This window comes from Streptomyces lanatus (genome assembly GCF_014655715.1).
GTDB classification, from domain to species: Bacteria; Actinomycetota; Actinomycetes; order Streptomycetales; family Streptomycetaceae; genus Streptomyces; species Streptomyces lanatus.
This window is the reverse complement of sequence record NZ_BNBM01000005.1, coordinates 1-18,280: the sequence shown is the minus strand read 5'-3', so window position 1 is coordinate 18,280 and position 18,280 is coordinate 1. Positions and strand designations below refer to the sequence as shown.

Here is an 18,280-nt window from a genome sequence, read left to right as displayed (position 1 = left end):
GGCCGGCGGTTACTGCTTGTCGAAGCGCGGGGTGTCCTGCGGCTGCTGCTGGGGCTGCGACTGGCCGTTGCCGCCCTCGATGGCCTGCTGGCCACCGGACGAGCCGCCCGCCAGCTCCGCCTTCATCCGCTGCAGCTCCAGCTCTACATCCGTACCACCGGAGAGCCGGTCCAGCTCGGCCTGGATGTCGTCCTTGTGCATGCCGGACTGGTCGTCCAGGGCGCCCGAGGCGAGGAGTTCGTCGATGGCTCCGGCGCGCGCCTGGAGCTGGGCCGTCTTGTCCTCCGCCCGCTGAATCGCCAGGCCGACGTCGCCCATCTCCTCGGAGATGCCCGAGAATGCCTCGCCGATGCGGGTCTGCGCCTGGGCCGCGGTGTACGTGGCCTTGATCGTCTCCTTCTTGGTGCGGAAGGCGTCGACCTTGGCCTGGAGGCGCTGGGCCGCGAGGGTGAGCTTCTCCTCCTCGCCCTGCAGGGTCGCGTGCTGTGTCTCCAGGTCGGTCACCTGCTGCTGGAGGGCGGCGCGGCGCGAGAGCGCCTCGCGGGCCAGGTCCTCACGGCCCAGCGCGAGCGCCTTGCGGCCCTGGTCCTCCAGCTTGCCCGACTGCGACTGCAGCTGGTTCAGCTGGAGCTCCAGACGCTTGCGGGACGTGGCGACGTCGGCCACACCCCGGCGTACCTTCTGGAGCAGCTCCAGCTGCTTCTGGTACGAGTAATCGAGGGTTTCGCGCGGGTCCTCGGCCCGGTCAAGGGCCTTGTTCGCCTTCGCGCGGAAGATCATCCCCATACGCTTCATGACACCGCTCATGGGCTTCGCGCGCCCCCTTCTGACGGACTCCAGCTCCAGCTCCTGCGACAGAACCCACAGTACGGGCCCTGCATCCATTGACGCACTGTTCGGGGACGGATGCGCTCATCCCCAAGGACGACTGCTGACGATCCCGCTCCGGCGTAAGGAGTAGGTGCCCCCCGGGGTTGCTCGCCACGTCCCCTCTGTCCCCGTACGACGACTGGTGTTGCCGGATCGTTCCCCACGGGGCTGGGGTCCAACCCCGGGCACCCCGTACCCTTGGGTTTTGTGTTCCGTAGCCGTGCGAAGGAAGAGAAGGCCCAAGCCGCCGACAAGGCGCTGGTGACCGACTCCAATGAGACCCGTCACCCCGAGGCTCCGAAGGGCCGCCCCACGCCCAAGCGGAGTGAGGCCCAGTCGCAGCGTCGCAGCGTGGCCAATACGCCGACGACGCGCAAGGAGGCCGCCAAGCGCGGGCGCGAGGAGCGCCGTGCCGCCCTGGAGAAGCAGCGCCAGGCGCTGGCCGGGGGCGACGAGCGCTATCTGCCGGCCCGTGACAAGGGCCCGGTCCGCAAGTTCGTGCGCGACTGGATCGACTCGCGTTTCAACGTCGCGGAGTTCTTCCTGCCGATGGCCGTGGTCATCCTCGTCCTGAGCATGGTGCGGGTCGGGGCGCTGCAGAACATCGCGCTGCTGTTGTGGCTGGTCGTGATCGTGCTCATCGTGCTCGACTCCTTCGTCACCGCCTTCCGGCTGAAGAAGCGGCTCGCGGAGCGCTACCCGGACGAGAACCGGCGCGGCGCCGTCGCCTACGCCCTGATGCGCTCGCTCCAGATGCGCCGGCTCCGGCTGCCGAAGCCGCAGGTCAAGCGCGGAGAGCGGCCCTGAGCGCTGAGGCCTTCACCGGGGGTGCGGCCGATGCCTGGCTGAGCAGGCTGGGTGGGCTGCGTGATGTCGTACGACAGGAGCTTGTGGCCCGGCAGCTCGATGAGCAGATAGCGGGGCGGTTCCCGGTCGGACAGCGGCTGCGGGTGCTCGACGTCGGGATGGGCCAGGGCACCCAGGCCCTGCGTCTGGCCCGGGCCGGGCATCAGGTGACCGGGGTCGAACAGGACCCGAAGATGCTCGCCGCCGCCCGTGAGGTGCTGACCGGTGAGCCCGAGGGGATCCGTGAGCGGGTGCGTCTCGTCCAGAGCGACGGACGCGACACCGGCGTGCACTTTCTGCCGGGCAGTTTCGATGTCGTGCTGTGCCATGGCGTGCTGATGTACATCGAGGAGCCCGATCCGCTGCTGGCCGGGCTGGCCCGGATGCTCGCCCAGGGCGGGCTGCTGTCGCTGCTCGTGCGCAATGGCGACGCGCTGGCCATGCGGCCGGGCCTCGGCGCGGACTGGGCCGGGGCGCTGACGGCCTTCGACACCACCACGTACCGCAATCGCCTGGGGCTCGATGTACGGGCCGACCGGCTGTCGGACCTGACCTCGACGCTCGCGGGGATCGGGGCGCCGCTGCACGCCTGGTACGGGGTGCGGGTGTTCACCGACACGGCGGGCGACGACGCCGGGATCCCGGCGGACGTCGAGGCGCTGCTGGCCGTGGAGGAGCGGGCCGGGAAGACGGATCCGTACCGGAGTGTGGCGGCCCTGCTGCATCTGTGCGGAGTGCGCGGCTGATCCCGTCCCGGTCCCATTCGGGTGAGCAGTGCGCGCCGGGATCCGGTGGCGCGGTGAGACTCGGGGCATGGATGTCCGCCGTTTCCGTGCCCCGCGTCCGGTCGCCGTGATCATCGCCCTCCTCTGCTGCCTCTCCGCCTGTTCGTCCGCTTCGAAAGCGCATGAGCAGGAGGCGACGACGCGGGCCGCCCGTGCGGTCGACGACCTTCAGGACGGCTATCTGCGGGTGATCAGGGACGTGCTGCCTTCGGTCGTGCAGATCCAGGGCCGGCGCGACCTGGGTTCGGGCGTGGTCTACGACGAGCAGGGGCACATCGTCACCAACGCGCATGTCGTCGGCGACGAGAAGACCTTCCGCGTGACGACCGCCAACAACGAGAACGAGCTCACCGCGAACCTCGTCGCCGCCTATCCGCAGCAGGACCTCGCCGTGATCAAGCTGACCGATCCGCCGGACGGGCTGAAGGCGGCGAAGTTCGGGGACTCCTCGAAGGTCGAGGTCGGGCAGATCGTGCTGGCGATGGGCTCGCCGCTGGGGCTGTCGTCGAGCGTGACGCAGGGCATCGTCTCGGCGACCTGACGGACCGTCACCGAGGGCGGGAGCGACGGCGGTACGGGGGCGACGATCGCCAACATGGTGCAGACGTCGGCGGCCATCAACCCCGGCAACAGCGGTGGCGCCCTGGTGAACCTCGACAGCGAGGTCATCGGCGTCCCGACACTGGCCGCCGCCGACCCCGACCTCGGGGGCAGCGCCGCGCCCGGCATCGGGTTCGCGATCCCCCCGTCGACGGTGAAGACGATCGCCGACCAGATCATCGAGGACGGCCGGGTCACCGACTCGGGCCGGGCGGCGCTGGGCATCACCGGCCGTACGGTCGTGGACGAGGACTTCCAGCCCGCGGGGGTGGCCGTGGTCTCCGTACAGCAGGGCGGGGCGGCCGACGAGGCCGGTCTGGAACCCGGGGACATCATCACCCGGCTGGGGGACACGGACATCACCACCATCACGTCACTGGCCGAGGCACTGGCCGACGACCGGCCGGGGGACAAGACGTCGGTGACGTTCACACGCGCCGGCAGTCAGAAGAAGGCCGATGTGACGCTCGGTGAGCAGTGACGGAGCGGGCGAGGGCCCGTAGGCCCCCGCCCGGGTGACTACGCGTCCGCGGCGCTCAGGCTCATCGGCCCGTAGATCTCCGTGGCGTCCTCGAACAGCCGCACCTGCTCCGCACCGCCGTCGAGCAGCGCCTTCCAGTGCTCCCCGATCCAGGACTCGGCGTCTCCCTGAGTCGTGAACTCCTCGGGCTGCACCGCGGGCTGGACCTCCGCCCCGTCGGCCTTCTCGAACCGCCACGTCCATGCCGCCATGTACGCCTCCAAGGTGTCAGCACATGCAGAGTGAGAGCCGGATCGCGGTCCGGCTCCACTCCTGAGCCTAGTCGGAAGCGCGAGACCTGCGCCGACACGCGAAAATCGGTCCCGTGGAACTCACTCTGCTCGGCACCGGTGCCCCCGCGGGACTCCCCCGCCCCGACTGTCCGTGCGCGGCATGCGCGAGCGCGCTCGGCGATGACGCGCGGGCCGCGACCGCGTTGCTCGTCGACGGGGCGCTGCTGCTCGATCTCACGCCCGGGGCGGCGTTCGCGGCGGCCCGGGCGGGGCGCTCGCTGGGCACCGTACGGCAGGTGCTGCTGTCGCATCCGCACAACGGCCCCGCCGTCGAGGTGCCGGCGGGGGTGCCGCAGCCCGGGCGGGTGCCGGACGGGCGGGAGTTGGCGCTGCTGACGGGGCATCGGGTGCGGGCGGTGGCGATGGACACGCCGGGCACGGGCTACGCGGTGACCGGGCCGGACGGGCAACGGCTGCTGTATCTGCCGCCGGGGGGTGCGCCGGCCGGGCTGGAGAACGGTGCCGTCGGGATGTACGACATGGTGGTCGCCGATGTCGTGGCCAGGCCGGACGCCCTGGCCAAGCTGCGGGCGGTGGGGGCGGTCGGACCTACGACGGATGTCATCGCCGTCCATCTGGACCATGACGCCCCGCCGGGCGCCGAGTTGCGCCGCCGGCTGGCCGCTGCCGGGGCGCGGGCCGTGCCGGACGGGACGACGCTGGTGGTGGGCGCGTACGAGGACGTACCGGATGTGCCGCGGCGGACCCTGGTGCTGGGCGGCGCCCGGTCGGGGAAGTCGGTGGAGGCGGAGCGGCGGCTGGAGGCGTTCCCGGACGTGCTGTACGTGGCCACCGGGGGCACGCGGGGCGGCGACAACGAGTGGGCCGCGCGGGTTGCTCTGCACCGGGAGCGGCGGCCGGGGTCGTGGCGTACGGCCGAGACGTGCGACCTGGTTCCGTTGCTCGCGGAGGGTGGGGCGCCGTTGCTGATCGACTGTCTGTCGTTGTGGCTGACGGACGCGATGGACTCCGTCGGGGCCTGGGATGACGCGGTGTGGGCGGACGGCGGGGAGAAGGCTCTACGGGAGCGGGTGCGGGAGCTTACGCAGGCGGTGCGGGCGACTCGGCGGACTGTCGTCGCCGTGTCCAATGAGGTGGGTTCGGGGATTGTGCCTGCCACGGCGTCCGGGCGGCGCTATCGGGATGAGCTCGGGCGGCTCAATGCGGCATTCGCGGGTGAGTGCGAGCAGGTGGTTCTGGTGGTGGCGGGGCAGGCGGTGGTGCTTCGCGGATGACGAAGGGCGATTCGGCTCAGGTCGGCTCCTTGCGGGCGATCACTCTGTACGCGTTCGAGAAGCGGGTGTGTCTCAGGAATGGGGCCAGTACGTGGTCCAGCACCCAGGCCGCGGCCACCACGGGGGCGCCCACGCTCGACAGGAAGGACGGGAGCACGTGGGACAGGATCAGTGATGTCGTGGCCGCCAGGTCGTAGGGGATGTGTGCGGTGCGGTAGCCCGTCGCGATGATCGTGCAGCCCTGGGCCGTGAGTTCCTCGCACAGGATGTCCATGGGGAGCAGGTGGAGGTGGCCCGGAGGGCTGTGCGGGACCCAGACTCCGCCCAGCAGGGCGGCGAACAGGCAGTGGGGGTTGGGGAGTTCGAGGATGAGGTGGCCGCCCGGGCGCAGGGCCTGAAGGGCGGCGCGGAGTTCCTCACGGGGGTCCCGGGCGTGTTCGAGGTGGCGGAACATGCTGACGACGTCGTAGCGGTCGCGCAGACGGGACGTGATGTCCGGGTCGGTGAGGAGTCCGACGTGGGCCTCCTCCACGCGTTCGGCCACGCGTGCGTGCAGGACGCGGTAGGTGGGGTCGAGGCCGTCGAAGGACGTGTAGGGGAAGACCGTCTTCGCCGACTCCGGGAAGCGGGCGTATCCCGTGCCGACATCCAGCCAGCTCTCCGGTTCGGGGAAGGCGAGCGCCATGCGGGCGGCGGCTCTCAGGCGGCGCGGGCCGCGGCGGGTGAGACCCAGGTGGCGGGGGACGTAGGTGTGCTCCCGGCATCCGGCGGGGGTGAACGCGCAGCCGGTGTGGGGGCGTTCGGGGGGTGCGGTGGCGGTCATGGCGGCTCCGGGGCGTAGGGCAAGGGCGGTGCGAGACGGTGCCAGCATGCCCTGACATTCCATTGCAAAACGGAACGTATGGGATGACGATCTTCGGTGCAACGACGTCGCGGGGGTACGGGGGTGACGTGGCGCAGCCCGTGGTGGCCATGTGGCGACGTCCTGTTCGACCGGTGCCGGTACTGTTCGGCGAATGAGCTCGCTTAATCTCGACGACTTCTCCGACCTGATCGAGCGCCCCGACGGAGGGGTGCGCCGTGACGCCGAGGCGCGCCGTGAGCGTCAGATCGTGCCGCCGGGGGCGCTGGGCCGCCTCGACGAACTGGGCGAGTGGCTGGCGGCGGCGCAGGCGGCCGTGCCGGTGCGGCCGATCGAGCGGCCGCGGGTCGTGCTGTTCGCCGGTGACCATGGCATCGCGCGGCTGGATGTGTCGGCGCGGCCCGCGGGCAGTGCCGTGGAGTTGGTGCGGGAGATCCTCGAGGGCGGCCGGCCCGTGTCCGTGCTGGCGCGGCGGCTCGGGGTTCCGGTGCGGGTGGTCGACATGGCGCTGGACTGCGACCCGGAGTCGTTGCCGGAGTCGGTCGTACGGCATCGGGTGCGGCGCGGCAGCGGTCGTATCGACGTCGAGGACGCGGTGACGCTCGACGAGGCCGAGGCCGCCTTCCGGGCCGGGGTGGCGGTGGCCGACGAAGAGGCCGACTCCGGTACGGATCTGGTGGTGCTGGGCGATGTGAGCGTCGGCGGGACGACGGCGGCGGGCGTGCTGGTCGCCGCGCTGTGCGGGACGGACGCCTCCGTGGTCACCGGGCGTGGCGGCCTGGCCATCGACGATCTCGCGTGGATGCGCAAGTGCGCGGCGATCCGGGACGCGCTGCGGCGGGCCCGGCCCGTCCTCGGGGACCAGCTGCAACTGCTGGCCACGGTGGGCGGCGCCGACCTCGCCGCGATCACCGGGTTCCTGCTCCAGTGCGCGGTACGGAAGCTGCCGGTCGTCCTCGACGGCGTCGTCGTCGCCGCGTGCGCCCTGGTGGGTCAGCGGATCGCGTTCCGGGCCCCGGACTGGTGGCTGGCCGCGCACAACAGCGGTGAGCCCGGCCAGGCGAAGGCCCTGGACCGCATGGCCCTGGAGCCGGTGCTCGACCAGGGCGTACGGGTCGGCGAGGGCGCAGGCGGGCTGCTGGCCCTGCCGACGGTGCAGGCCGCGGCGGCACTGGCGGCGGAACTGCCGGAGAGGCCCAAGGAGTCGGAGGCGGAGGCGGAGGCGGAAGCCTCGTCCGAGGTGGTGGCGGAGGCAGCCGAGGCCGAGTAGGCGCTTCGGGCGGAACATGGGCTTACGCCCATATGATCGGCGTTTGTGACCGTTGACGTCCTCGGGCGCTGGGTTCGCGCCGAGTGGGGGGCGTTGTATCTCGCCGTGCGGGGGGCGTGGGTGCGGCGGCGGTGGTGGGCTGCGCCCATGGCCGTCGGGGGCGTCTGCCTGATCGGGATCACACAGGTCGTGCAGAACCAGTCCTGGGGGTATCCGGTCGTCCAGGACCTCGGGGCCGTACGGGCCGAGGACCCTCTGTGGCTGGCGCTTCTGCGTACGCCGCTGTCGCTCTTCGTGCCCGCCCTGGATCTGCCGGTGTGGGGTGCGCTGGCGCAGGTCCTGATCGTGTTCGGGATCGCCGAGATGTGCCTGGGCTGGTTGCGGACGCTCGTCATCGCCTACGTCGCGACCCTCGCCGGCACCCTGTACGCGCGTGTGGGCATCGCGCTCGGCCCGGACAACCCGTTCGGGCTGCCCGCCTCGGACGCGCGGGTCGTGGACACCGGCCCGTCGGCGGCGGTGGTGGGGCTGGCCGTGTTCCTGGGGTGGCGCTACGGGGCGTATGTCACGGCCGGTGTGGTGATCGCGGGGATGGTCGTCGAGGTCGCGCTGGAGGCGAACCTCGCCGGGAAGGAGCACCTGGCGGCGATCGTGGCGGTGCTGGTGCTGTGCGCGGTGGCGGCGGTGCGTCAGCGGCGTTCCAGGGCCCGGGCCGGGTCCGCGTCGGGCGCGCCGCCGATCCAGTCCTGAAGCTTGCGGCTGGGGCCCGCCCAGCGCCGGTCGTGATGGTAGGCGCGCAGCTGGGCCTTGGCCCGGGCACGCGGGCGGCGCTTGTAGAAGCGTTTGGCCCACGGGGAGTCCGGGCGGGCCAGGCGGATGGCGCCGAACAGGGCGATGAAGGGGACGATCACCCCGAAGAGCGCGATCCGGGCCTTGCCCTTGGCGAGGGCGACCAGGGCGAGCAGGAAGTTCCCGGCGATCGTGCTGAGGACCGAGCCGCGGTTCTGCATCTCCTGGTCGTCGAGGTCGTTGACCCCGAAGGGCGCGAAGCCGAGGAGGAGCAGGCCGACCAGGGCGGCGGTGAGCACGACCACCTCGACGCTCTTACGGCCGGCCTCGGTCCAGTAGACGTCGTCGAGGTGCAGGATCAGCGCGAACTCGTCCATGACCAGTCCCGCCCCGACCCCGAAGATCACGGCGGCCAGGGCCGAGCCGAAGCCGCGCTGCCCACCGGCGACCGCGCAGAAGCCGCCGATGACGGTGAGGACGATGCCGGGGACGACGTGGTGGATGTGGACGGAGCCGGTCTCGATGTTGCGGAAGGGCCCTTTGCCCGCGCGGATGAGCCGGGTGATGATCCGCGTGACCATGAACGTGATCACGAAGGCGGCCAGGGCCAGGAGCAGGGGGAGCTTCCCCGGTTCGACGATGTTGCGCTGCCACCAGTCACCCATGGTTCCAGTGTGTGCGTGCCCGGGGCCCGCTGCCCGGCGGGAACGCCGTCCGGACGTCCCGGCTAGTCTGCGGGCGTGTCCATGACCCCGCCGCACTCGCACGGTCTCCGCTTCGCCTTCGGCACCCTGAGCGTGCTCCCCGTCAAGGTGAGCCGCTGGGACCGGGAGACGGCGCGCGGCGGGATGCTGTGCGCCCCGCTGGTCGGGGTGGTGGTCGGCTGCGGTGCCGCCTTCGTGGCCCTGGTCCTGCTCGCCCTCGGCACCGGCCCTCTCCTCGCCGCCGTCGCGGGCGCCGCCGTCCCCGCCGTACTCACCCGGGGTCTCCACCTCGACGGGCTCGCCGACACCGCCGACGGGCTCGGCAGCGGCAAGCCGGCCGAGGACGCGCTGCGGATCATGAAGCAGTCGGACATCGGACCGTTCGGCGTCATCACCCTTTTGTTCGTGCTGCTCGCACAGGTGGCGGCGCTGGCGGAGCTGTACGACGGCTCATGGGCCCGGGGTGCCCTCGCCACGGTCGTCTCCGCCGTCGCCGCCCGCCTCGCGCTCACCCTCGCCGCCAGGACCGGCGTGCCCGCCGCCCGCCCGGAGGGGCTGGGGGCCGCGGTCGCCGGTGTCGTTCCGGTACGGGGCGCGCTGGCCGTCGCCCTGGCCGTGACCGGCGTCGCCGCCGCGGCGGGCGCGCTGCTCGGGACGGCCGACGTGGCCCGCACCGCCCTCGCGCTCCTGGTCGCGCTGCTCGCCGCCGAGCTGCTCCTACGGCACTGCGTCCGCCGCTTCGGCGGGGTCACCGGCGATGTCTTCGGCGGCCTCGCGGAGACGGCGGCGACGACCGCGCTGGTCGTGCTGTCACTGGGCTGACCCCGGGCACGCCAGCGCGTGCGGCAACGTACCCCACGGATGACCACCCGTGCCCGGCACCGCGCAGTGCACCGAGGCGCCCCGCGTGCGGGCCTCCCCCGCCGGATCGACGCCGGCCGGGACGCCGTACACCAGATGGCACAGCCGCACCCCGGTGCCGCCCCGCCACTGCTGCGGGCCGAGCCGGGTGTACGACGCCCAGGTGCCCTCGAAGGTGACCAGGAGGTCGGCGATCCTGGCGTACGACGGGTGGGGTGCCGTGCCGTGGTTCAGCGCGAGCGTGCCGCAGCCGGCGCCCCAGGCGGCCGTGGCGAGCCGTTGGTAGTACGGGAACTCCTCGCGGCCCGCGGCGACCTGGTCGAGGAACAGCCCGTCCGCGCCGTACCAGTCGCGGTGCCGTGCGATGTCGCGGACGACGTCGGCGTGCGGGCGGCGGGCGTAGTCGGTGTCGGCGTAGCCGAATACGCGGACGTCCGCCGCCAGCAACCGGCTCGCGACCTCGGCGAACGCCGGGTCGGGTGTCTCGCCGGGGCCGCTGGCTGGGTTCAGTACGACGCCATAGAGGCGGGGTGCCGCCGCGATGATCGCTTCCCATTCGGCGGGGCGGACGGACGGGTGCTCGTAGTACGGGATCAGCAGGTCGTTCATCGGTGGGCGGTCGCCCTCCCCAGCAGGGCGCAGACGAGGGTGGCCTGGGCGATCGCCGCGGTGCCGTGGACGGTCAGGGCGATCCAGTGCGGGGCGGCTGTGTGCGTCAGCAGGGCGATCGTCTGGGCCAGGGCCGCGGCTGAGCAGACCGTTGCCGCGGCTAGTACCGCGCCGAAGGACTGGAGCAGTAGGGCTGTCCAGAGGACCACGCCTAGTAGGAGGAGGGTGGCCAGGCGGGTGGGGGTGATGTCGGGGGCGTTTGGCCATAGGGCCGATGTTGTGAGGCTGAGGGTGAGGAGGGCGGCGAGGTAGGTGGTCAGGCATTCGGTGACAGTGAGGGTTGTCTTGCGCCAGAACGCTCTTGGGGTGCTGGTGTTGCGCAGGCCTGTGAGGCTGGCGCTTCGGAAGCGGTAGAGGAGGTATTCGGCGGGGCCCATGCTGAGGGTCAGGGCGACTGCGGAGGGGGCGTCTCCCAGGGCTGCGTGGAGGACGAGGGTGCCGGTGGCCAGGCCGAACAGGGCGTAGGGGTAGGACGCGGAGAGGCGGGGGCCCATTGTTGTGTGGCGGGTGCGGGTGCGTTGTGGCTGGTCGCGCCCCGCGGCGGAGCCGCAAAATGACACAGCCCCGCGCCCCTTGAGGGGCGCTACCTCGCGTAGGCCTAGAAATGCGACCACCGCGAGCGAGCCCAACAGCAACGCCAGTCTTGCCGCGTCCGGCACCGGATGGACCAGCCCCAGTGCCGCTCCCGCCGCCATCGGCAACAACGCTGCCAGCAGCGCCCGTTCGCGGCCCATGACCAGCAGGATCGTGGCCGCGCCCAGGTAGCAGGACTGGCCTGCGGCGAAAGCGACAGCCAGCAGATCCGCCGTAGCCACGGCGAACGCGACCAAGGCGCCCAACAGCGCACCCGCCGGGGCACCGAAGAGAAGTGATCGGCGGGCTGCCGCCCTGTCGCCCAACCCCAGCCACGAGTACGCCCGATGCGCGAGCCCCTGGTTCCAGGTCCAGCCGACCAGGGCGCCGGCCAGGAGGGGGACCGTGCCCGCCGGTCCCGCGAGGAGAGGGGCGCCGAGAACGTAGCCGAGGCCGGGGAGGGCGAAGACCACGCCGCGGAGCAGACAGCCCAGCAGGCCTACCTGCCAGGGATCGTGGAGCGGGCCGTCCGGTTCCGGGTGGCGGCGCTCGACGCGCTCGTACAGCTCCTCCGCCAGCGCGAAGGAGTTCTTGACGCCGTAGCGCTCGCGTATCTGGTCGTCGGAGAGGCCGTCGGACTCCAGCAGTGCGGCGATCTCGTCGGGGTGGACGGCGGCGGCGACGAAGTCGTCGAGGCGGGCGGCGAGTTCGTCGATGGGGTCGGGCTGCGCCCAGCTGGGCCTGGTGCGCTGGCGTGGGATCGCGGGCAGGGTGTCGGGGCGGGCGCCGGGCGGCATCCAGATGCTTCCGCTCACCAGCCGGTTCCGTCCGTCGCGACCTTCTCGTACCAGGGGTCGCGCAGTTCGAGGGTCCAGTCGGCGACCGTTTCGAGCGTGGGTTCGTACACCTCGCGGCTGCCCGCGAGCTCCTGGTAAATCGTCCGGAAATTGTCCACGGAGCGGCGGAGTGTGAAGCGGTCGATGACGCGCTGGCGGGACAACTCGCCCAATTCCAGGCGCCGTTCGTCGTCCTTGAGGAGGGTCAGGGCGGCTGCCGCCATCTTCTCCGGTTCGCGTGGCGGGACCACCAGACCGGTGTCGCCGACGGCCTCGCGTACGCCTCCCACATCCGTGGAGACCGTCGTACGGCCGCAGGACATGGCCTCGATGATGGAGAACGGGAAGCCCTCGGAGATGGAGGAGAGCATCACCAGATGGCCCGCTGCGTAGGCGCGCCAGACCTCCGTGATGCGGCCCTCGAAGGTCAGGCCGTCCGTCACGCCGAGTTCGGCGGCGAGCTTCTCCAGTTTGGTGCGGTAGGCCTCGCCGCCGGGTGGGACGGGGCCGAACAACCGCAGGCGGGTTTCCGGGAGTTCGGCGCGGACCATGGCGTAGGCCCGTAGGAGGGTCTCCAGGTCCTTGATGGGGTCGACGCGGCCGCACCAGGTGAGGGTGGGGACCTCGGGCTCGGGGCCGGCGTGCGGGAAGGCGTGCGGGTCGACGCCGTTGTAGACGGTGCGGATCTTGTCGGCGTCGGCGCCGCCGCGCTCCTCCCAGCGGCGGTTGTACTGGTTGCAGGGGGTGATCAGATCGGCGGTGCGGTAGCCGTGGGAGTTCAGTTCACGGTAGAAGCCGAGCATGAACGCCTTCACGGGCCAGCGCTGGGCGTCGCTGCGGTAGCCGAGGTAGCGCTCGCGCAGATAGATGCCGTGCTCGGTGAGGAGGAAGGGCACGCCGTCCAGCCTGCGGGCGGCGAGGGCCGGGAGGGTCGCGAGGCCGCTGCTGACGGCGTGGGCGACGCAGTCCTCGGGGACGCGGACGCCGAGCGGGCGCAGGGCGTGTTCCAGCAGGTCGGTGGCGGTCAGGGCGTCGTGCACGGTGGGGCGGGCGGCCGCGGTCGGCAGATGCGGCATCGTCCATATCCACATCAGCGACCGCAGCGCGGCCTCCGTGCGCAGGGCCGCCGAAAGGCGTCCGTCGCGGGCGAGTACGGCCAGCTCGTCCAGGGCGTCACCGAAGTCGCAGGGCGCCTCGGGGTCGAGGAAGGACAGCAGGAAACGCTCGTAGGAGTCGGTGAAACGGCGACGGGCCCGGCCGTACGGCGCCCGCCCCCGCCCGGGACGCGGGCCCCAGGTGGGTACGGAGGTGTGCCGGCGGACGTTGGGCGGCAGCTCCCAGGTGACGGGTTCGCGGCCGGTTCCGGTGAGCGAGACGATATGGAAGTCGACCTCGGGCATGCCCTTGACGAGCTGGTCGCACCAGGTGCTGACACCGCCGTGGACGTGCGGGTAGGTGCCTTCGGTGAGCATGGTGACGTGACGGCCTGTGCGCATGGCTGCGCCGCTCCCCCCTGTTTGCGGATTCTGTGTGGGGAACTGCTGCCCGGACCCCGGCTGCGGGATCGTGGTGGCTGGTCGTGCGGTTCCCCGCGCCCCGAGAAGAAGGGGCGTCGCGCTACGGCAGGTTCAGTGTCACGGCGCTCTGCAGAAGCTCCGGCTTGGTCCAGGCCGAGCGTCCTCCCGCGTACGGCGTCCCGAACGCGGATGTTCCGAGCAGGAGTTGCTTGGTGGTGCCCTCGGGTGCGGTCACCGGGATCTGCGTCCCGGACGGTGCCTTGACGGTGACCTTGTCGCCGATGCGGTACGCCGTGACCGTGCCGTTCGTGAGCGCGGTCTGCCAGGCGGTGCGGCGTTGGAGTTCGGTGCCGATGGCGCTCTGGGCGAGGTTCTCCACCGGGGTGTTGTCGGCGAAGAGGGCGTGGTAGTCGGCGAGCACCCGCTCCAGGACCGGGTACAGGGTGCGGTCCTCGGCCAGGTTGGACTGGTGGGCGTAGTGCGGGCGCGGGTCGTTGCCGATCACATGGCCGAGGGCGGTGCGGGCCTCCTGCGGGACGATGTACGACCGGTAGCCGGTGGCCGTGTCGAGCGGGTCGGCGAGGCAGGTGGAGGCCGGGTTGGTCTCGCAGACGCCGCTGCCGCCGTCGGCCGCCGAGGTGTAGATCCAGTTGTACTCGTCGGCCATCTCGGCGTCGGTGCCCACGTTGTAGTACACGTTCATCGGGTGGCGGGGCACCGTGCGGGCGTTGCCGCCGACGGAACGCTGGTCGGGTTCACGGGAGTTGTCGGAGGCGAGCCAGCCGATGCCGTTGTCGGCGAGGGCGCCGGCGAGGTTCGGGTTGTCGTCGGGCTGCTGCGGCAGGGTCCTGAGGCCGGAGTGCTCGCCGGTGACGAGCTCGGTGCGGTCGAGCGGGAGGCCCTTGGCGAGGCCCCAGTCGTAGTTGTTCCTGATCTCCGCGGAGATGTCCGCGCGGCTCAGGTACCGCGTCGAGCCGTCGGCGTTCTCGGCACAGCTCCAGGGGACGGTCGAGGTGTCCTGGACACAGCCGAGGTACTGGTGCGTGTAGGTGTGGTTGACCCAGCGGTACTGCGCCCTGTCGGCGAGCAGTTGGTCGGCGAGGGCGTCGGTGCCGCCGTTCTCGGCCTTCCACTCCTCCCCGGAGCCGGCGTTGTAGACCATGTCCAGCTTGAAGCCGTGCTCGCGCTGCCACTGGGCGGCGTGGACCGCGTCCGCGGCGGTCATACGGATCGGCGTGGTCCCCTCGCCGTCACCGCCCACGCAGTCGAAGTCACCGGGCGTGCAGTTGCGCTCGGTGTCCCAGCGGCTGTCGGGCGCGAAGACGTCGTCGACATGCACCGCAAAATAGTTGTGTGCGCGACCCAGGTGCACGCCCTGAGTCAGCCATTCGACGATGCCGCGGGCCAGCACCCGGAACTGCTGCTGGTATTCGTTGTAGGCGAAGGTCACGACCAGTTCGCGGCGCCCGTCGTGGTTGTACTCGCCGATCAGACTGCCGCGCCCGGAGCCGGCGGGCACTGGGACGTCGACGTAGCTGGTGAAGCCGGTGCGGGGCCGGGCGATGAAGCCGTAACTCTCCTGTACGGCCGGGTCGTTGTCCTCGAAGGTGAAGGCGCCGTCGAGATAGCCGAAATACCCCGCCTTGCCCTCGGTGGTGACGGATGCCTCACGTCCGTCGAGGGTGCCGGCCCAGCCGCCCTGGCTGGTGTAGTCGAGGCCGACGCCCGGGTGGGCCCAGGTGTAGGCGTCGACCTGGGGGATGCCGTAGGTCCGCTCGTAGCTCTCCAGTGCGGTCTGCTCGGCCGAACCCGCCCCGAACGGGGCCTCGTTGGGCAGGACGACGCCCTGGTACCTGGCGCGGGGCGTGCCGTTGACCGTGTCGCTGAGGAACGCGTCGGTGATGGTGGGTCGGTCGGCGTCGTTCAGGTCGATGGTGGTGTACGGGACGCCGGTGCTCCTGAGTTGGGCGGTGATGGCCCGGACGGGGCTGTCGCCGTTGTCCACGACCAGCACTCTGAGATCGATGCGCGGTTCCCCGGCGGCGGTGGCACCGGGCGTTCCCAGTCCCAGGGCCAGCAGTCCGGCGGCGGTGAGAACCGATGCCGTGTTTCTCCATCTGCGCGCGCTATGCGCCATTGATCGTCCCTTCCCCCCAGAAGATCCCCCTGTGGCCGCTTGCGGTGAATCGGCGGAGGATCCGTGGAAATCATGCAAAGCGGCAAGCGGATGGCTCACCGGAACCAGACGAGTGTGACTCAGCTCACCGGGGTTGAGGATCAAGAAATGGCCATGACGCCACCGACAGGTGAACGCCCGCAGGAATGAGCGAACGCTCACACGAGCGTAGGCTCATGCCGAGTGTTCGCCGTACCGGGGAAGGCCCCGCTGCCACCGCACCCGCAGGTCGTGATTAGGGTCGGCCGTCGGGCCCGGTCGACCCACACCATTCGGCCATGCAACTTCACATCGGAAGCGAGATTTCACCACCGTGACTGCTCTCACTCTCAGCACCGCCGCGGCGCCCGGCCTGCGGGCCGACGCGATCGTGATCGGTGTCGCCAAGGGCGCCAAGGGCCCGGTTGTCGCACCTGGCGCCGAAGCCGTCGACAAGGCCTACGACGGCAGGCTCGCCGGCGTCCTGGAGACCCTCGGTGCCTCCGGCGCCGAGGGCGAGGTGACGAAGCTCCCCGCACCCGCCGGCTTCAAGGCCCCGCTCGTGGTGGCGGTGGGGCTCGGCGCCACGCCCGAGAAGGACGCCGAGTACGACGGCGAGGCGCTGCGCAAGGCCGCCGGCGTCGCCGCCCGTGCCCTCGCCGGCTCCAAGAAGGCCGCGTTCGCGCTGCCGCTCGGCGACTCCGGTGCCGTCGGCGCCGTCTCCGAGGGTGTGCTGCTCGGGGCGTACGCCTTCGAGGTCTACAAGGACAACGGCAAGGACGCCAAGGACGCCAAGAAGAACGGCAAGGCCCCGCTCGCCGAGGCCGCGCTGCTCGGCGGCAAGCCCCGCGACAAGGAGCACAAGGCCGCGATCGAGCGCGCCGCCGCCGTCGCCGAGGAGCTCAACCGCGCCCGTGACCTGATCAACACCCCGCCCAATGATCTCAACCCCGAGTCCTTCGCCGCGATCGCCACGGCGGCCGGCAAGGAGCACGGCATCAAGGTGCAGGTGCTCGACGAGAAGGCACTGACCAAGGGCGGCTACGGCGGCATCCTCGGCGTCGGCGCCGGCTCGGCGGCCGGTCCGCGGCTGGTCAAGCTGTCGTATACGCACTCCAAGGCGGACAAGCACCTCGCGCTCGTCGGCAAGGGCATCACCTACGACTCGGGCGGCATCTCGCTGAAGCCGGCTGGGCACAACGAGACGATGAAGTGCGACATGAGCGGCGCCGCCGCCGTGTTCGCCGCCGTCGTCGCCGCCGCCCGGCTCGGGCTGCGGGTGAACATCACCGGGTGGCTGGCGCTGGCCGAGAACATGCCGTCGGGGTCCGCGACGCGTCCCGGTGATGTGCTGCGCATGTACAGCGGCAAGACCGTCGAGGTGCTCAACACCGACGCGGAGGGCCGTCTCGTCCTCGCCGACGCGCTGTGGGCGGCGTCGCAGGAGAAGCCGGACGCGATCGTGGACGTGGCGACGCTGACCGGTGCGATGGTGCTGGCGCTGGGGAACCGCACCTTCGGTGTCATGGCCAACGACGACGCGTTCCGCTCCGCGATCGTGGAGGCGGCCGAGGAGGTCGGGGAGGCGTCCTGGCCGATGCCGCTGCCGGAGCATCTGCGCAAGGGAATGGATTCTCCCACCGCCGACATCGCGAACATGGGTGAGCGGATGGGCGGCGGACTGGTCGCCGGGCTCTTCCTGCAGGAGTTCGTGGGCGAGGGGATCACCTGGGCGCACCTGGACATCGCGGGTCCGGCGTTCAACGAGGGCGGTCCCTTCGGATACACGCCCAAGGGCGGTACGGGGTCCGCTGTGCGCACGCTGGTCAGGCTGGCCGAGCTGACGGCAGTGGGCGACCTGGGCTGACGTCGTTCTCGGTGAGGGGGCTCCGCACGCGGGTAGGGCGGAGCCCCCTCTTCCATGCCCGGCTCCGCCGCGCGCTCAGCTGAACGTGCGACGTCTCACACACCGGCCCGGCGTCTCGTTCGGTGTGGACAAGTGCGAAGATGGGGCTCGGCAGGACAGGGCCCCCACCACAGGGCCGAAGAAAGAGCGGCCGGACACCAGCCGCCGACCGGTCAACGCTGACCGGCGTACGGCGCACATGCATGGAGGACGTGACGTGGCGAACGACGCCAGCACCGTTTTCGACCTAGTGATCCTCGGCGGTGGTAGCGGTGGTTACGCCGCGGCCCTGCGCGGGGCGCAGCTGGGCCTGGACGTCGCCCTGATCGAGAAGGACAAGGTCGGCGGCACCTGCCTGCACCGGGGATGTATCCCCACCAAGGCCCTGCTGCACGCGGGCGAGATCGCCGACCAGGCCCGTGAGAGCGAGCAGTTCGGCGTGAAGGCCACCTTCGAGGGCATCGACATCGCCGGGGTCCACAAGTACAAGGACGGTGTCATCTCCGGCCTGTACAAGGGGCTCCAGGGGCTTGTCGCCTCCCGCAAGGTGACGTACATCGAGGGCGAGGGCCGACTGTCCTCCCCCACCTCCGTCGATGTGAACGGCCGGCGCGTCCAGGGCCGCCATGTCCTGCTGGCGACCGGCTCCGTGCCGAAGTCGCTGCCGGGCCTGGAGATCGACGGCGACCGGATCATCTCCTCCGACCACGCCCTCGTCCTGGACCGCGTGCCGAAGTCCGCGATCATCCTGGGCGGCGGCGTCATCGGCGTCGAGTTCGCCTCGGCGTGGAAGTCCTTCGGCTCCGACGTCACCGTCATCGAGGGCCTGAAGCACCTCGTCCCGGTCGAGGACGAGAACTCCTCCAAGCTTCTTGAGCGCGCGTTCCGCAAGCGCGGCATCAAGTTCAACCTGGGCACCTTCTTCCAGAAGGCCGAGTACACCGCCGACGGCGTCAAGGTCACCCTGGCCGACGGCAAGGAGTTCGAGG

Annotated in this window: 16 protein-coding genes and 1 pseudogene; 9 read left to right on the top strand and 8 right to left on the bottom strand. The window is 71.3% G+C overall.

The annotated features are described in order from the left end of the window. Positions 1-9: 9 nt before the first annotated feature. The gene (locus IE325_RS14945; RefSeq protein WP_268256354.1) at positions 10-795 is read right to left on the bottom strand and encodes a PspA/IM30 family protein; all 786 of its coding nucleotides are present in this window, start codon (positions 793-795) and stop codon (positions 10-12) included. A gap of 243 nt (positions 796-1,038) precedes the next feature. On the opposite strand from IE325_RS14945, the gene IE325_RS14940 reads away from it, so the two are divergent. The 3 genes and pseudogenes from IE325_RS14940 (at position 1,039) to IE325_RS14930 (ending at position 3,582) form a co-directional block, all read left to right on the top strand. Then, positions 1,039-1,677: a DUF3043 domain-containing protein gene (locus IE325_RS14940; RefSeq protein ID WP_190070808.1), complete on the top strand. Its 639-nt coding sequence runs from the start codon at positions 1,039-1,041 to the stop codon at positions 1,675-1,677. An 83-nt stretch (positions 1,678-1,760) separates the two neighbouring features. Then, positions 1,761-2,462 carry a class I SAM-dependent methyltransferase gene (locus IE325_RS14935; RefSeq protein ID WP_190070379.1) on the top strand — a complete coding sequence of 234 codons (702 nt, stop codon included), beginning with the start codon at positions 1,761-1,763 and terminating at the stop codon, positions 2,460-2,462. 67 nt (positions 2,463-2,529) lie between these two features. Next, positions 2,530-3,582 (top strand): annotated as a pseudogene (locus IE325_RS14930) (S1C family serine protease). A 38-nt stretch (positions 3,583-3,620) separates the two neighbouring features. Here IE325_RS14930 and IE325_RS14925 read toward each other — a convergent pair. Further along, positions 3,621-3,833 (bottom strand): hypothetical protein, encoded by a 213-nt coding sequence (locus IE325_RS14925; protein WP_190070378.1) that lies wholly within the window; start codon positions 3,831-3,833, stop codon positions 3,621-3,623. Between the two features lie 113 nt (positions 3,834-3,946). On the opposite strand from IE325_RS14925, the gene IE325_RS14920 reads away from it, so the two are divergent. Then, positions 3,947-5,149, top strand: a complete 1,203-nt coding sequence (locus tag IE325_RS14920) for a bifunctional adenosylcobinamide kinase/adenosylcobinamide-phosphate guanylyltransferase (RefSeq protein ID WP_190070377.1) — start codon at positions 3,947-3,949, stop codon at positions 5,147-5,149. Positions 5,150-5,165: 16 nt separating this feature from the next. Here IE325_RS14920 and IE325_RS14915 read toward each other — a convergent pair whose 3' ends face one another. Continuing rightward, positions 5,166-5,972: a class I SAM-dependent methyltransferase gene (locus IE325_RS14915; protein ID WP_190070376.1), complete on the bottom strand. Its 807-nt coding sequence runs from the start codon at positions 5,970-5,972 to the stop codon at positions 5,166-5,168. Between the two features lie 193 nt (positions 5,973-6,165). On the opposite strand from IE325_RS14915, the gene cobT reads away from it, so the two are divergent. Both cobT and IE325_RS14905 read left to right on the top strand, forming a co-directional pair. After that, complete coding sequence (cobT, locus tag IE325_RS14910) at positions 6,166-7,281, top strand: nicotinate-nucleotide--dimethylbenzimidazole phosphoribosyltransferase (RefSeq protein WP_190070375.1); 1,116 nt, start codon at positions 6,166-6,168, stop codon at positions 7,279-7,281. 45 nt (positions 7,282-7,326) lie between these two features. Then, positions 7,327-8,031 (top strand): hypothetical protein, encoded by a 705-nt coding sequence (locus IE325_RS14905; RefSeq protein WP_190070374.1) that lies wholly within the window; start codon positions 7,327-7,329, stop codon positions 8,029-8,031. On the opposite strand, the gene IE325_RS14900 is transcribed toward IE325_RS14905, so the two are convergent. Next, the gene (locus tag IE325_RS14900) at positions 7,971-8,735 is read right to left on the bottom strand and encodes a hypothetical protein (protein WP_190070373.1); all 765 of its coding nucleotides are present in this window, start codon (positions 8,733-8,735) and stop codon (positions 7,971-7,973) included. The two genes, IE325_RS14905 and IE325_RS14900, sit on opposite strands and share 61 nt — an antisense overlap. 81 nt (positions 8,736-8,816) lie before the next feature. Between IE325_RS14900 and IE325_RS14895 the strand changes: the two genes are divergently transcribed. Further along, positions 8,817-9,596 carry an adenosylcobinamide-GDP ribazoletransferase gene (locus IE325_RS14895; protein ID WP_190070807.1) on the top strand — a complete coding sequence of 260 codons (780 nt, stop codon included), beginning with the start codon at positions 8,817-8,819 and terminating at the stop codon, positions 9,594-9,596. Here IE325_RS14895 and IE325_RS14890 read toward each other — a convergent pair. The 4 genes from IE325_RS14890 to IE325_RS14875 form a co-directional block, all read right to left on the bottom strand. Further along, a complete protein-coding gene (locus tag IE325_RS14890) occupies positions 9,585-10,244 on the bottom strand; it encodes a spherulation-specific family 4 protein (RefSeq protein WP_190070372.1) in 660 nt (219 codons plus the stop codon). The two genes, IE325_RS14895 and IE325_RS14890, sit on opposite strands and share 12 nt — an antisense overlap. Continuing rightward, on the bottom strand, positions 10,241-11,692 hold the full coding sequence (locus IE325_RS14885; RefSeq protein WP_190070371.1) for a hypothetical protein: 1,452 nt from the start codon (positions 11,690-11,692) through the stop codon (positions 10,241-10,243). Before IE325_RS14885 ends, IE325_RS14890 begins: the two co-directional genes overlap by 4 nt. Next, positions 11,689-13,209, bottom strand: a complete 1,521-nt coding sequence (gene pelF / locus IE325_RS14880) for a GT4 family glycosyltransferase PelF (RefSeq protein WP_190070370.1) — start codon at positions 13,207-13,209, stop codon at positions 11,689-11,691. Before pelF ends, IE325_RS14885 begins: the two co-directional genes overlap by 4 nt. 121 nt (positions 13,210-13,330) lie before the next feature. Then, complete coding sequence (locus IE325_RS14875) at positions 13,331-15,367, bottom strand: hypothetical protein (protein ID WP_190070369.1); 2,037 nt, start codon at positions 15,365-15,367, stop codon at positions 13,331-13,333. Positions 15,368-15,719: 352 nt separating this feature from the next. On the opposite strand from IE325_RS14875, the gene IE325_RS14870 reads away from it, so the two are divergent. Then, complete coding sequence (locus IE325_RS14870) at positions 15,720-17,252, top strand: leucyl aminopeptidase (RefSeq protein WP_190070368.1); 1,533 nt, start codon at positions 15,720-15,722, stop codon at positions 17,250-17,252. 256 nt (positions 17,253-17,508) lie between these two features. Further along, a partial coding sequence (locus IE325_RS14865) for an FAD-dependent oxidoreductase (protein WP_190070367.1) occupies positions 17,509-18,280 on the top strand: 772 nt, incomplete at its 3' end.

What these genes read in the sequence shown, in the direction of transcription:
- IE325_RS14945 (WP_268256354.1), bottom strand. Translation starts at nt 795, where the DNA reads ATGAAGCGTATGGGGATGATCTTCCGCGCGAAGGCGAACAAGGCCCTT.
- IE325_RS14925 (WP_190070378.1), bottom strand. Translation starts at nt 3,833, where the DNA reads ATGGCGGCATGGACGTGGCGGTTCGAGAAGGCCGACGGGGCGGAGGTC.
- IE325_RS14915 (WP_190070376.1), bottom strand. Translation starts at nt 5,972, where the DNA reads ATGACCGCCACCGCACCCCCCGAACGCCCCCACACCGGCTGCGCGTTC.
- cobT (WP_190070375.1), top strand. Translation starts at nt 6,166, where the DNA reads ATGAGCTCGCTTAATCTCGACGACTTCTCCGACCTGATCGAGCGCCCC.
- IE325_RS14900 (WP_190070373.1), bottom strand. Translation starts at nt 8,735, where the DNA reads ATGGGTGACTGGTGGCAGCGCAACATCGTCGAACCGGGGAAGCTCCCC.
- IE325_RS14895 (WP_190070807.1), top strand. Translation starts at nt 8,817, where the DNA reads ATGACCCCGCCGCACTCGCACGGTCTCCGCTTCGCCTTCGGCACCCTG.
- IE325_RS14890 (WP_190070372.1), bottom strand. Translation starts at nt 10,244, where the DNA reads ATGAACGACCTGCTGATCCCGTACTACGAGCACCCGTCCGTCCGCCCC.
- pelF (WP_190070370.1), bottom strand. Translation starts at nt 13,209, where the DNA reads ATGCGCACAGGCCGTCACGTCACCATGCTCACCGAAGGCACCTACCCG.
- IE325_RS14875 (WP_190070369.1), bottom strand. Translation starts at nt 15,367, where the DNA reads ATGGCGCATAGCGCGCGCAGATGGAGAAACACGGCATCGGTTCTCACC.